Genomic DNA, 13,110 nt, shown 5'->3' with positions numbered 1-13,110 from the left:
ACACCGTGGGTTGATGGATTCCGGAGCCGGGCGACACGGTGTTTCGGGCTCCGGAGTCCGGACAACCGAAGTGCACGGAGCACGGGCAAGGAAAGGGCGCGCACCCATGGCCAAGCAGAACGTGGCGGAGCAGTTCGTCGACATCCTCGCCAGGGCAGGCGTCAAACGCCTGTACGGCGTCGTCGGCGACAGCCTGAACCCCGTCGTGGACGCCATCCGGCGTAACCCGGCCGTCGACTGGATCCACGTCCGCCACGAGGAGACCGCCGCCTTCGCGGCCGGTGCGGAGGCGCAGGTCACCGGTTCGCTCGCGGCCTGCGCCGGCTCCTGCGGACCGGGCAACCTGCATCTCATCAACGGCCTGTACGACGCCCACCGCTCGATGGCCCCGGTGCTGGCCCTCGCCTCGCACATCCCCTCCAGCGAGATCGGTCTCGGCTACTTCCAGGCAACCCATCCGGAGCTGCTGTTCCAGGAGTGCAGCCACTACAACGAGATGATCTCCAACCCGGAGCAGATGCCGAGGCTGCTCCAGACGGCGATCCAGCACGCCATCGGGCGCGGCGGCGTCAGCGTCGTCTCGATGCCGGGCGACATCGCCTCCAAGCCCGCCCCCGAGAAGAGCATCGAGCACGCCCTGGTCACCGCGCGGCCGACTGTACGGCCCGGCGACGACGAGATCGACAAGCTCTGCCGCATGGTGGACGAGGCCAAGCGGGTGACGCTGTTCTGCGGCAGCGGCACGGCCGGGGCGCACGCCGAGGTCATGGAGTTCGCCGAGAAGATCAAGTCCCCGGTCGGGCACGCGCTGCGCGGCAAGGAGTGGATCCAGTACGACAACCCGTACGACGTCGGGATGAGCGGGCTGCTCGGCTACGGCGCCGCGTACGAGGCGACCAACGAGTGCGACCTCCTCCTCCTGCTCGGCACGGACTTCCCGTACAACGCCTTCCTTCCGGACGATGTGAAGATCGTCCAGGTCGATGTGCGCCCGGAGCACCTCGGCCGCCGCTCCAAGCTCGACCTGGCGGTCTGGGGCGATGTGCGTGAGACCCTGCGCTGCCTGACGCCCCGGGTGAAGCCCAAGTCCGACCGCAAGTTCCTCGACCGGATGCTGAAGAAGCACGCGAACGCCCTGGAGGGCGTGGTCAAGGCCTACACCCGCAAGGTCGACAAGCACGTCCCGATCCACCCCGAGTACGTCGCCTCCGTGCTGGACGAGATGGCCGACGAGGACGCCGTGTTCACGGTCGACACCGGCATGAACAACGTGTGGGCCGCCCGCTATCTGACGCCCAACGGCAAGCGCCGGGTGATCGGTTCGTTCAGCCACGGCTCGATGGCCAACGCCCTGCCGCAGGCGATCGGCGCCCAGTTCACCGATCTGAACCGGCAGGTCGTCGCGATGTCGGGCGACGGCGGATTCTCCATGCTGATGGGCGACTTCCTCACGCTGGTCCAGTACGACCTGCCGGTGAAGGTCGTCCTGTTCAACAACTCCTCGCTCGGCATGGTCGAGTTGGAGATGCTGGTGGCGGGCCTCCCCTCGTACGGGACGACCAACAAGAACCCCGACTTCGCCGCCATCGCCCGGGCGGCCGGCGCCTACGGCGTACGCGTGGAGAAGCCCAAGCAGTTGCAGGGCGCGCTCAAGGACGCCTTCAAGCACAAGGGACCCGCGCTCGTCGACGTGGTCACCGACCCGAACGCGCTCTCCATCCCGCCGAAGATCAGCGCGGACATGGTCACCGGCTTCGCGCTCTCCGCGAGCAAGATCGTGCTCGACGGCGGAGTGGGCCGCATGCTCCAGATGGCCCGCTCCAACCTCCGTAACGTGCCCCGTCCTTGAGTCGGCGGTCGCCTGACTGACTTCCTTGCGCCGGGGCAACAGCAACTCGGGTGTAGCCGAGGGAGGTTGAGCGGAGCTGCGCCTCTGTGGTGATGGCGTGCGCGGGTGGGATGTTCCGTGCGCCCCTCGCCGCTCCCGACCGTTCACCTATTGACGGGTCGACAAGCGTGACCGTGTGCGTACAGGGGCATGCATCCCGTGAGGCTGTTCGACGAGCGGCCGGTTCCGAGGAGGTCGGTGCACTGTGCGGGCGGGGGAGATGGCGAAGCGTCAGAGAAGGACCGCGGTCATCGAGGGGCACGGCCCCCGGGGCCGGAGACCGGGCGAGGCGCCACCGCCGACCCGGATGCGCCGCAGGGTGGGCCACACCGAACGGTCGGCTGTGGGCGAAGTGCGCCGGGAGATGAGGGAGTTCCTCCGGGGCAGCTCCGACGAGGAGCGGACCGAGGCGGCGGAGCTGCTGGTGAGCGAGCTGGTGACCAACGCGCTCATCCACACCCGGCACGGGGCCGTGGTCACCGCCACGGAGACGCCGGCCCGACTGCGGGTGGAGGTCCAGGACTTCGCCTCGGAGAATCTGCCCGCGCAGTACGTACCGAACGCCGACGACGGTACGCACGGCAGGGGCCTGATCCTGGTCCGGAGCCTGGCCGATGCCTGGGGCGTGGAGGCACAGGCCCTGGGCAAGGTCGTCTGGTTCGAGCTGCGCGGCGGAAGGCCCTGAGGGGCCCTCCGCCGCGCAGCGCTCTCAGCCGAACTGCTGCTCCAGATCCTTCAGTTTCTGTTCCAGCGAGTCGAGCCGCGGGAGTGTCTGGGTGTCGTCCTCGGCGGTGAGGTCGACGGTCCGCGGGTCACTTCCCTGGCTCGGTGCGTCCAGGCTCTTCGAGCTCGAAGCGTCCGGCTGCTTCGGGCCGACGGCTTGCAGGGATGGCCGGGGTCGCAGAGGCAGCTGACCCGGCTCTGCTATGGCGGGCTCCGCGACGGCCGGCGCCGCGCCGCCCGAGGCCGCGGCGATGGCGGGCACGTCCAGCTGCCGGCCGCCCCGTCCCCCGCGCCCCCAGGCCCGGTTCTGCCGGTTCAGGGCTTTGATACGGGCCCGGTCCAGCTTCTCCTGGTCGCGTCGGCGGAGCCGGTCCTGCTCACGCTCCCTGCGGTCCTCCCGCACCTCGTCCACCGCCTCGTCCAGGGTGCGGACGCCCTCCAGGAGCATCAGCGACCAGGCGCCGAAGGTCTCCCTGGGCGCCCGCAGCCAGCGGACGATCCGGATCTGCGGCAACGGGCGGGGCACCAGGCCCTGTTCGCGCAGCGCGGCGCGGCGGGTCTGCTTCAGCGCGCGGTCGAAGAGCACCGCGGCCGAGAGGGACATCCCCGCGAAGAAGTGCGGAGCGCCCGCGTGGTCCATGCCCCGGGGGGCGTGCACCCAGTTGAACCAGGCGGCGGCCCCGGCGAACGTCCACACCAGCAGCCGGGAGCCGAGCGCCGCGTCTCCGTGGCTCGCCTCCCGTACGGCCAGCACCGAACAGAACATCGCGGCCCCGTCCAGCCCGAACGGGACAAGATACTCCCAGCCTCCGGTGAGGTTCAGGTTCTGCCGGCCGAAGCCGACGAGCCCGTGGAAGGAGAGCGCGGCGGCGACCGCCGCGCAGCAGAACAGCAGGACGTAACTGGCGGTGGCGTACAGCGCTTCCTTGCGTCTGCGGCGCTCCTCGCTGCGTTCCCAGGAGTCGTCGGCCGCGGCCTTGCCGGCGGCACGCTTGCCGCGTGCGACCACCGTCACCGCCGCCATGACTCCCACGAGCAGTACGGCGCCCGGAAGCAGCCAGTCAAGCGATATGTCGGTCAGTCTCATGCGCGGTCCCTTGCGTCACGTAGGGCGTTTCGTGCGCCATCGTGACGGAATTCCCGTCCCGCTCCGGTGGTTTCGGGACAAGAGCACGCCATGGGGGTGGGAGAGGCTATCGATGGGTGGAATCTTCTCGAACGAGCGCTCGATCTAGTCGAGTCACGTTCGATTCCACGTCATCCGGACGGGCGGTGTGGATCAGGAAGCTGCGGCTCAGGGCTGTCCCGCAATCCCTGGTGGATCAGCGCGCGGCGTCAGATGCGGTGCATCGCAAGGCGGAGGGGCGTCCGCATACTGGATGTATCCGGGCGTTCCGACAACGCGGCGAGGTGCCGTAGCTGTCGTCGTGCGCCCGCCAGGGATTACGGGACAGCCCTGAGTTTCCGCACCCGGTCCGTGTCACAGGTACGCGGACAGGTCACACAGGTGTCCTCGGGGCGCAGCGTGTAGAAGAGGCAGCAGCTCGCCCGGTCCCGGGTCGGCAGCGACCGGCCGTCGGGTCCGGTCAGCTCGCGGAAGCCGGCGGTGCCGACGTACGGCTTGGTCGTGCCGGGCAGCAGCAGCTCCAGCTCGGCCATGGCGCGGCGTTCCTCACCCAGCAGATGCGCGATGTACCAGAGGCCCTCGACGATCTCGTCGGTCGCCATCCCCCACAGGGCCCGCTTCCCGCGCCGCATGCGCGGCCCGAAGCCCTCCAGCACCGGGCCGAGGTGCTCGGTCAGGGAGGTCAGGACCTCGGCCCGCAGCGCCGCCTCGTCCGCGACGACCCGGGCCCCGGGCAGGGTGGCGGCCGGGTCGTCCGGCAGGCAGGCGAATTCCCGGACCCGCACGGTCAGATGCCCCAGCGCCCGCTGGAAGGCCACGTCCTCGACCGGGATCCGGGGCACCCGGCGCTGGAGGAACCAGGGCACCGTGACCAGCAGACAGGCGGGCCAGGCGTACCGGTGCAGACCGAAGCTCGCCACCACGTCCGGACGGGCCTGCCGGCCGTGGTCGCGCAGCACCTGCGCGTTGTCCCAGGCGAGGAAGGTGTCCACGGCGTGACCGCCGGCGGCCAGCTCCGCCGCGCCGACCCAGCCCGCTCCGGACGGGGCCACGGCGTCGCTGTCGAGCACGTCGGCCCGCAGCCCGGGGAACACCTCGGTCAGGCGGGTGTACGCGGCGGTCACGGGGGATGTCGCGGCACCGGTGAACGGCGGGGAGAGGGTCATGCAGGGGACCACCGAATCGGGATCGTTTGCAGGTAAGGCTTACCTTACCCGATGCCATCGATGTTTGAACCGCAGCCTCCTCCCTCTATCGTGCACAGGAGGTCCGGCACACGCGAGCCGGCCCGCGGCAGGCGGAGGAGGTCCGGGTGGAGCACGGCAGCGCGCGCGAGAGCGCACGTCCGGCGTACGCCCTGGGAGCGTTCCCGCGCACCCCGGCGGAAGGCCGGATGCCGGAGCGCCGGGTGCCGGAACAGGCGCGGGGCGAGCGGGCCGGATTCGAGCAGGCGGGGGTCCAGCGGACCGGCGGGCGCCCGGCCGAGAGGGAACAGGCGGCCCGGGGCGAGCACACCCACAGCGAGCCCCCCGCGCCGCGTGCCGTCGTCCAGCGCCACTCCGTCCGCGGTCAGATCCTGGACGCCCTGCGCGCCGCCCTCGTCGGCGGTGAGCTGGTGCCCGGCCAGGTGTACTCCGCCCCCGCGCTCGGCGCCCGCTTCGGGGTCTCCGCCACGCCGGTGCGCGAGGCCATGCAGCGGCTGGCCGTCGAGGGAGCCGTCGAGGTCGTGCCGAACCGCGGCTTCCGGGTCAGCGAACGCGGCCCCCGCGAACTGGCCGAACTGGCCGAGGTGCGGGCGCTGATCGAGGTCCCGGTGATGCTGAGCCTGGCCCGTACGGTCCCGGCGCACCGCTGGAGCGCTCTGCGTCCGCTGGCGGAGGCCACGGTCACGGCGGCGGCCGTCGGCGACCGGGCCGCCTACGCCGATTCGGACCGGGCCTTCCACCGCGCGGTCCTCACGCTGTCGGGCAACGAGCAGCTCGTGACCGTCGCCGACGAACTGCACCGGCGCTCCCAGTGGCCGCTGGTTTCGGGCCCCGAGACCCGCCGGGCCGACCTGCTGGCCGACGCCTCCGAGCACACCGCCCTGCTCGACGCCCTCGTCTCCCAGGACCTCGCCGTCGTCCGGGCCCTGGTCCGCGAACACTTCGCCGGCGCCGACGGCTGACCGCCGCGACGTCCGCCGCCCGGGGGCCTACGGCGCGTCCGGCGGATCCTGACCGGGTCCGCGGCGGTCGGCACGCCCCTGCCTCAGCTCGCCCCGGCGGTGCGCGGGGCCGGGGGGCCCAGGTGGGGGGCCAGCCAGGTGGGCACGCCGCCCAGCAGCCGGAACAGCCGGCCGGCCTCGGCCCGCAGCCGTGCCGCCTCCGACTCCTCCTCCGTCTCCGCGAGGGAGATCAGCGCCGGGGCCGTACCGACCAGGAACCCCAGCTCCTCCCGGATCCGCAGGGACTCCGCGAAGCCGTGCCGGGCCTCGGCCAGCTCCCCCTCGCGGAGGGCGAGCGCCGCCAGATGCCGCCAGGTGGACGAGAGGAGCAACTCGTCGCCCCGGTCCGCCGCACCGGCGTGCGCCCGGCGGAACGCGGCACGCGCCGACTGCGGCGACTCCGCGATGTTCTGGGCGATCAGCCCGCGCCGGAAGTCCAGCAGCGGCCGGGCCGGGGACGCGGGCGCCAGCAGCGCCGCCGACCGGCTCAGCGCCACGCTCGCCTCGTCGGCCCGGTCCCGTACCGCCAGGAGGGTCGAGGCGTACGCCAGATGGCCCCGCTCGGAGGCGGCGGACCCACGCTCGTCGTCGCTGCGGGCGATGGCCTCCGCCGTGCGCAGGGCGTCCTCCGCGTCGGTCCAGCCCTCTCCCGTGTAGAGACACCGCTCGGTCAGCAGCGCGGTGCGCTGGAGAGCGGCGGCCGGTTCCGTGCCCGCGTCGTGCTCCAGCAGTGCGGCCGCGTCCGTCCAGCAGGCGCGTGAGCGCAGCCGCCATACCGCGGTCTGGAGCGGAGGATCGTCATCTGCTGTCGTTCCGGAACCAGACATGGCGGTATGCGCCACATTGCCCTCCCCGAGCGCGCCATTGTGCTGTTGGGTACGGCGCATCTCAGCACGGATTGGCACGCCGGGCCAAGGGGTCCGGGCAATGTCAGGTGAAAGATTTCACAATCGGCCGGGACGCGACTGGCCCCCGCCGGGCCCGCGGCGCGGCCCGGAGGTCAGCTCATGCGCAGGGCGAGGAAGAAGTCGAGCTTGTCCTCCAGGCGCGAAAGGTCACGCCCCGTCAACTGCTCGATCCGCCCGACGCGGTAGCGCAAGGTGTTGACGTGCAGGTGCAGCCGGGCCGCGCAGCGGGTCCAGGACCCGTCGCAGTCCAGGAAGGCCTCCAGCGTCTCGATCAGCTCCGCCCGGTGGCGCCGGTCGTAGTCGCGCAGCGGGTCCAGCAGCCGGGCGGTGAAGGCACGCCGGACGTCGTCGGGGACGAACGGCAGCAGCAGCACGTGCGAGGCCAGCTCGTGGTGACCGGCCGCGCAGACCCGCCCCGGACGGGCCGCGGCCACCCGGCGGGCGTGCCGGGCCTCCTCCAGCGCGCCGCGCAGCCCTTCGGCGGAATGCACGGCCGCGCTGACACCCAGTGTCAGCCGGCCGTCGTCGGCGAGTCCCGCGGAGAGCGGTTCGCGCACGGAGGCCAGCAGCGCGTCGGCGTGCAGGCCGGGCTCCGCGTCGATGGCGGCGGCGTCCTCGGCGCCCGCCCGCGCGGCATCGCCCGGAGCGCCCTCCCCGGACTCCGCGGCCACGGCGGCGGTGGGTGCGGGCAGCGGCACCAGGGCGATGGCCTCCTCGCCCGTGTGCGCGACGGCGATCCGGTCGGCCGAGTCGGGGCCGCTGACCGCCGGGTCGACGAGGATCTCCTCCAGCAGCGCCTGGGCCACCGGACCGCTCGCGATCTCGCCCGCGGTGGCCGCCTGGCCCCCGGCGCTCCAGTCGACCCGGGCCACCACGACCTGCCACTGCGGGGCCACGCCGAGGCCGGGCAGCAGGACCGGCGCGGCGACCCGCAGCCTGGCCGCGATCTCGGCGGGGGCGGCGCCCGCCTGGACCAGCTCCAGGACCTCCTGGGCGAGCCTGCGGCGTACCGTACGGGCCGCGTCGCGGCGGTCGCGCTCGACCGCGATCAGCTGGGTGACGCCCTGGAGCAGGTCGAGCCGGGCGGCGGGCCAGTCCGAGGCGTCGGCCTCCACCGCGAGCAGCCAGTCGGAGAGCACCGACTCCCGTACGTCGCGGGCGGCCGGCACCGCGCCCCGGCCGGTGTTCCGGATCGGGAAGAGCGAATACGTCGTGCCGGAGACCGCCGCCCGGTGCGGGCCCCGGCGGCCGGTACGGGTCGCGGCCAGGTGGTGCCCGGCCAGCGCCGCGCCCAGCGGTCCGGGCAGCGGGGTGCCCGCCCCCGCGATCTGGCGGCCGGTGGGGGAGAGGACCCAGGCCCGCAGGTCCAGGTCGGAGGTGAGGAGATCCAGGACCACCTCGGGGCCGCCGCCCGCCGGGCCCGAGGTCATCAGCCGTCGGTGCCGGTCCACCACGGCCGCCAGGTCGCCCGCCCGCTCACCGGAGACCTGACGGACGACGTATTCGGTGATCGTCGCGAAAGCAACGGTCTCGTTCACGGCGAAGAGGGGGAGGCGGTGCTGCGCGCACGCCTCGACCAGATCGCCGGGGATGTCGCCGAGCTCCGCCTCGCCGGCCGCGAGACCGGCCACCCCGGCGCCCGCCAGGATCCGGACGAAGGGTTCGGAGTCCGCCGCGTCCCGGCGCCAGGCGAGCCCCGTGAGCACCAGCTCCCCGCCGGAGAGGTAGCGGCTGGGATCGCGCAGGTCGGTCGTCATGACGCCCCGGACCGAGCGGTCCAGCTCGTCCTCGCCGCCGAGCAGCCGCAGGCCCAGCGCGTCGTTCTCCAGCAGTGCGCGCAGCCGCATCTCGTCGCCGCCGATCTTTCCGTAGGGGAGCAGGTGAAGTTCGTGAAGGAGCAGGTGGGGGTGGAAGTGGGTGAAGGAGGCCGTGGGGTGGGGGAGCCGTGAGGGATACGGGTAGCTGTCGATTGCGGCGAGGTTACTGATTCCCGCCATTCGTTCGAATCTACAAGACGAGGACGGACACCAGCCAACTCCTTCAGTGTTTCGGTGACTGCACCGGTAGGAGCAGGGCTTGTGTACTGGGTCACACACCACGTGAACACCACATGAACGAGCCAGTCGTGGGCCGGCCGTCCCCCGCCCCGGCGAACGAACCGATTGAGAAGAAGAGAGCCACTCATGGACTTCCTTCGCCCCGCCAGCTGGGAGGAGGCGCTCGCCGCCAAGGCCGAGCACCCCACCGCTGTGCCCATCGCGGGCGGCACCGATGTGATGGTCGAGATCAACTTCGACCACCGGCGGCCCGAGTACCTCCTGGACCTGAACCGCATCGGTGAGCTGTCCGAGTGGGAGGTGGGCCAGGAGAGCGTGCGGCTCGGCGCCTCCGTGCCGTACAGCAGCATCATGGAGCACCTGCGCACCGAGCTGCCCGGTCTGGCGCTCGCCTCGCACACCGTCGCCTCCCCGCAGATCCGCAACCGCGGCGGCGTCGGCGGCAACCTCGGCACCGCGTCGCCGGCGGGTGACGCCCACCCGGCCCTGCTCGCCGCCGGCTGCGAGGTCGAGGCCGAATCCGTACGCGGAACGCGGCTGATCCCCATCGACGCCTTCTACACCGGGGTCAAGCGCAACGCCCTGGCGCCGGACGAGCTGATCCGCGCCGTGCACATCAGGAAGGCCGACGGACCCCAGCAGTACTCCAAGGTCGGCACCCGCAACGCCATGGTCATCGCCGTCTGCGCGTTCGGTATCGCCCTGCACCCCGAGACCCGCACCGTGCGCACCGGCATCGGCTCGGCCGCCCCGACCCCGGTCCGGGCCAAGGAGGCCGAGGAGTTCCTGAACGCCGCGCTCGAAGAGGGCGGGTTCTGGGAGAACGGCAAGATCATCACCCCCGCGATCGCCCAGCAGTTCGCCACCCTCGCGTCCGGCGCCTGCAACCCGATCGACGACGTGCGCGGCACGGCGAAGTACCGCAGGCACGCGGTCGGCATCATGGCCCGCCGCACGCTCGGCTGGACCTGGGAGCAGTACCGCGGCGCGGGCCGCGCGCTGGAAGGAGCTGCGTAACCATGCGAGTCAATTTCACGGTCAACGGCCGTCAGCAGGAAGCCGACGACGTGTGGGAGGGCGAGTCCCTCCTGTACGTCCTGCGTGAGCGCATGGGCCTGCCCGGCTCCAAGAACGCCTGCGAGCAGGGCGAGTGCGGATCCTGCACCGTCCGCCTCGACGGTGTCCCGGTCTGCGCGTGCCTCGTCGCCGCCGGCCAGGTCCAGGACCGCGAGGTCGTCACCGTCGAGGGCCTGGCCGACTACGCCAAGCACCGCGAGGACGCCCACCCCGGCGGCGGCTGCGCCTCCGGCGCCTGCGGCACCACCCTGGACGCCGCCAAGCGCTGGCAGTCCAGGCCCACCGACGGCCAGACCGGCGAGGCCGTCGAACTCTCCCCGATCCAGCAGGCGTTCATCGACGCCGGAGCCGTCCAGTGCGGCTTCTGCACCCCCGGCCTCCTGGTCGCCGCCGACGAGCTGCTGGAGAACACCCCCTCGCCGTCCGACCAGGACATCCGTGAGGCGCTCTCCGGCAACCTCTGCCGCTGCACCGGCTACGAGAAGATCCTCGACGCGGTCCGCCTCGCGGCAGCCCGCCAGGAAGAGGCGGTCCAGTCATGACGACGACACCCGAGGCCCGGACCGCACCGGCCGGCACGCCCACCAAGATCACCCAGGGGTCGCCCACCAAGGGCGGCATCGGTGAGTCCACGCTCCGCCCCGACGGCACCCTCAAGGTCACCGGGGAGTTCGCCTACTCCTCCGACATGTGGCACGAGGACATGCTGTGGGGCCAGACGCTGCGCTCCACCGTCGCGCACGCCGAGATCGTCTCCATCGACACCTCCGAGGCGCTGGCGACGTCCGGCGTCTACGCCGTGATGACCTACGACGACCTGCCCGCCGAGATAAAGAACTACGGCCTGGAGATCCAGGACACCCCCGTTCTCGCCCACGGCAAGGTCCGTCACCACGGTGAGCCGGTCGCCATCGTGGCCGCCGACCATCCGGAGACCGCGCGCCGCGCCGCCGCCAAGATCAGGATCGAGTACCGCGAGCTGCCCCTCGTCACCGACGAGGCCTCGGCGACCGCCGCCGACGCCGTGCTCGTGCACGAGGGCCGCGACGACCACCACATCGGTCACGTCCCGCACCCCAACATCGTGCACCGCCAGCCGATCATCCGCGGCGACGCCGACGAGGCCGCGAAGCGGGCCGACGTCATCGTCACCGGCGACTACACCTTCGGCATGCAGGACCAGGCCTTCCTCGGCCCCGAGTCCGGCCTCGCGGTGCCCTCCGAGGACGGCGGCGTCGAGCTGTACGTCGCCACCCAGTGGCTGCACTCGGACCTCGGCCAGATCGCCCCCGTCCTCGGCCTGCCCGAGGAGAAGGTCCGCATGACGCTCTCCGGCGTCGGCGGGGCCTTCGGCGGCCGGGAGGACATCTCGATGCAGATCCACGCCTGCCTGCTGGCGCTCCGCACCGGCAAGCCGGTCAAGATCGTCTACAACCGGTTCGAGTCCTTCTTCGGACACGTCCACCGGCACCCGGCGAAGCTCCACTACGAGCACGGCGCCACCAAGGACGGCAAGCTCACGCACATGAAGTGCCGCATCGTCCTGGACGGCGGGGCCTACGCCTCCGCCTCCCCGGCGGTCGTCGGCAACGCCTCGTCGCTCTCGGTCGGCCCGTACGTCATCGAGGACGTCGACATCGAGGCGATCGCGCTCTACACCAACAACCCGCCCTGCGGCGCGATGCGCGGCTTCGGCGCGGTCCAGGCGTGCTTCGCCTACGAGGCGCAGATGGACAAGCTGGCGGCCAAGCTGGACATGGACCCGGTGGAGTTCCGCCAGCTCAACGCCATGGAGCAGGGCACCCTGCTGCCCACCGGACAGCCCTGCGACTCGCCGGCCCCGGTCGCCGAACTGCTGCGCCGGGTCAAGTCCCGGCCGCTGCCGCCCGAGCAGCAGTGGCTGGCGGCGGGCAGCGAGGGCACCTCCGTGGACGTCCGCGCGCTGCCCGGCGGGCTCTCCAACACCACCCACGGCGAAGGCGTCGTGCGGGGTGTCGGCTACGCGGTAGGCCTGAAGAACGTCGGCTTCTCCGAAGGCTTCGACGACTACTCCACCGCCCGGGTCCGGATGGAGGTCATCAACGGCGAACCGGTCGCCACCGTGCACACCGCGATGGCCGAGGTCGGCCAGGGCGGCGTCACCGTCCACGCCCAGATCGCCCGTACCGAACTCGGCGTCAACCAGGTCACCATCCACCCCGCCGACACCCGGGTCGGCTCCGCCGGATCCACCTCCGCCTCCCGCCAGACGTACGTCACCGGCGGCGCGGTCAAGAACTCCTGCGAAGCCGTACGGGAGAAGGTCCTGGAGCTGGGCCGCACCAAGTTCGGCACCTACCACCCGGCCTGGGCAACCGCCGAACTCCTCCTGGAGGGCGGCAAGGTCGTCACCGACGGCGGCGAGGTGCTGGCCGACCTCGCCGACGTCCTGGAGGACGAGGCGATCGACATCGAGCTGGAGTGGCGCCACCGGCCCACCGAGGCGTTCGACCTGCGCACCGGACAGGGCAACGGCCACGTCCAGTACTCCTTCGCCGCGCACCGCGCGGTCGTCGAGGTCGACACCGAACTGGGCCTGGTCAAGGTCATCGAACTGGCCTGTGCCCAGGACGTCGGCAAGGCGCTCAACCCGCTCTCCGTCCTCGGCCAGATCCAGGGCGGCACCCTCCAGGGCATGGGCGTCGCCGTGATGGAGGAGATCATCGTCGACCCGAAGACCGCGAAGGTGCGCAACCCGTCCTTCACGGACTACCTTCTGCCCACCATCCTCGACACGCCGACCATCCCCGTCGACGTGCTCGAACTCGCCGACGAGAACGCCCCGTACGGGCTCCGCGGCATCGGCGAGGCCCCCACCCTGTCGTCCACCCCGGCCGTCCTCGCGGCGATCCGGAACGCGACGGGTCTCGAGCTCAACAGGACACCGGTGCGGCCCGAACACCTCACCAGCACCTGAGAGCCTGCCGGGCGATCTCCCACCGGTCGTCGCCCGGCGGACTCCGAGCGGTCCCCCCGAACTCTCCGGGCGGTGCGCAGCGCCGAGAACGTCACACTTTTCCGCACCCCGCACCGCCCGGAGGAACCAAGTACCGCACCGCTCGCGGTTCTTCGCCGTGCCGCGCGCA

Annotated in this window: 10 protein-coding genes; 6 read left to right on the top strand and 4 right to left on the bottom strand. The window is 72.0% G+C overall.

Translation table 11 applies throughout. The features are described from left to right. Positions 1 to 106 precede the first annotated feature (106 nt). Positions 107 to 1,849 carry a pyruvate dehydrogenase gene (locus ACH4KB_RS11100; RefSeq protein ID WP_398065697.1) on the top strand — a complete coding sequence of 581 codons (1,743 nt, stop codon included), beginning with the start codon at positions 107 to 109 and terminating at the stop codon, positions 1,847 to 1,849. A gap of 358 nt (positions 1,850 to 2,207) precedes the next feature. Continuing rightward, positions 2,208 to 2,573, top strand: a complete 366-nt coding sequence (locus tag ACH4KB_RS11095) for an ATP-binding protein (protein ID WP_398066054.1) — start codon at positions 2,208 to 2,210, stop codon at positions 2,571 to 2,573. Positions 2,574 to 2,597: 24 nt separating this feature from the next. Here the strand turns inward: ACH4KB_RS11095 and ACH4KB_RS11090 are convergent, their stop codons facing one another. After that, a complete protein-coding gene (locus tag ACH4KB_RS11090; RefSeq protein ID WP_398065696.1) occupies positions 2,598 to 3,698 on the bottom strand; it encodes a DUF2637 domain-containing protein in 1,101 nt (366 codons plus the stop codon). Between the two features lie 356 nt (positions 3,699 to 4,054). Further along, entirely contained in the window at positions 4,055 to 4,903 is an 849-nt protein-coding gene (locus ACH4KB_RS11085) for a (2Fe-2S)-binding protein (RefSeq protein WP_398065695.1), read from the bottom strand. Positions 4,904 to 5,049: 146 nt separating this feature from the next. On the opposite strand from ACH4KB_RS11085, the gene ACH4KB_RS11080 reads away from it, so the two are divergent. Then, entirely contained in the window at positions 5,050 to 5,904 is an 855-nt protein-coding gene (locus ACH4KB_RS11080) for a GntR family transcriptional regulator (RefSeq protein WP_398065694.1), read from the top strand. 83 nt (positions 5,905 to 5,987) lie between these two features. On the opposite strand, the gene ACH4KB_RS11075 is transcribed toward ACH4KB_RS11080, so the two are convergent. Next, positions 5,988 to 6,770: a hypothetical protein gene (locus ACH4KB_RS11075; protein WP_398065693.1), complete on the bottom strand. Its 783-nt coding sequence runs from the start codon at positions 6,768 to 6,770 to the stop codon at positions 5,988 to 5,990. Positions 6,771 to 6,943: 173 nt separating this feature from the next. Then, the gene (locus tag ACH4KB_RS11070; RefSeq protein ID WP_398066053.1) at positions 6,944 to 8,698 is read right to left on the bottom strand and encodes a PucR family transcriptional regulator; all 1,755 of its coding nucleotides are present in this window, start codon (positions 8,696 to 8,698) and stop codon (positions 6,944 to 6,946) included. Between the two features lie 336 nt (positions 8,699 to 9,034). Here ACH4KB_RS11070 and ACH4KB_RS11065 point away from each other — a divergent pair, with 336 nt between their 5' ends. Genes ACH4KB_RS11065 through ACH4KB_RS11055 form a run of 3 tightly spaced genes read left to right on the top strand, consistent with a single transcriptional unit; the run spans position 9,035 to position 12,941 of the window. Continuing rightward, entirely contained in the window at positions 9,035 to 9,925 is an 891-nt protein-coding gene (locus tag ACH4KB_RS11065; RefSeq protein WP_398065692.1) for an FAD binding domain-containing protein, read from the top strand. 2 nt (positions 9,926 to 9,927) lie between these two features. Then, a complete protein-coding gene (locus tag ACH4KB_RS11060; protein WP_398065691.1) occupies positions 9,928 to 10,527 on the top strand; it encodes a (2Fe-2S)-binding protein in 600 nt (199 codons plus the stop codon). Beyond that, positions 10,524 to 12,941: a xanthine dehydrogenase family protein molybdopterin-binding subunit gene (locus tag ACH4KB_RS11055; RefSeq protein WP_398065690.1), complete on the top strand. Its 2,418-nt coding sequence runs from the start codon at positions 10,524 to 10,526 to the stop codon at positions 12,939 to 12,941. Before ACH4KB_RS11060 ends, ACH4KB_RS11055 begins: the two co-directional genes overlap by 4 nt. Positions 12,942 to 13,110: the final 169 nt, after the last annotated feature.

Origin of the sequence: Streptomyces sp. NPDC017520, assembly GCF_044329855.1 — a bacterium.
Classification (GTDB): Bacteria; Actinomycetota; Actinomycetes; order Streptomycetales; family Streptomycetaceae; genus Streptomyces.
This window is presented reverse-complemented; position numbering and strand designations above follow the sequence as displayed.

Excerpts from the sequence above, each read along its gene's own strand:
- ACH4KB_RS11100 (WP_398065697.1), top strand. The coding sequence starts at position 107 with ATGGCCAAGCAGAACGTGGCGGAGCAGTTCGTCGACATCCTCGCCAGG.
- ACH4KB_RS11090 (WP_398065696.1), bottom strand. The coding sequence starts at position 3,698 with ATGAGACTGACCGACATATCGCTTGACTGGCTGCTTCCGGGCGCCGTA.
- ACH4KB_RS11085 (WP_398065695.1), bottom strand. The coding sequence starts at position 4,903 with ATGACCCTCTCCCCGCCGTTCACCGGTGCCGCGACATCCCCCGTGACC.
- ACH4KB_RS11075 (WP_398065693.1), bottom strand. The coding sequence starts at position 6,770 with ATGTCTGGTTCCGGAACGACAGCAGATGACGATCCTCCGCTCCAGACC.
- ACH4KB_RS11070 (WP_398066053.1), bottom strand. The coding sequence starts at position 8,698 with ATGCGGCTGCGCGCACTGCTGGAGAACGACGCGCTGGGCCTGCGGCTG.
- ACH4KB_RS11065 (WP_398065692.1), top strand. The coding sequence starts at position 9,035 with ATGGACTTCCTTCGCCCCGCCAGCTGGGAGGAGGCGCTCGCCGCCAAG.
- ACH4KB_RS11060 (WP_398065691.1), top strand. The coding sequence starts at position 9,928 with ATGCGAGTCAATTTCACGGTCAACGGCCGTCAGCAGGAAGCCGACGAC.
- ACH4KB_RS11055 (WP_398065690.1), top strand. The coding sequence starts at position 10,524 with ATGACGACGACACCCGAGGCCCGGACCGCACCGGCCGGCACGCCCACC.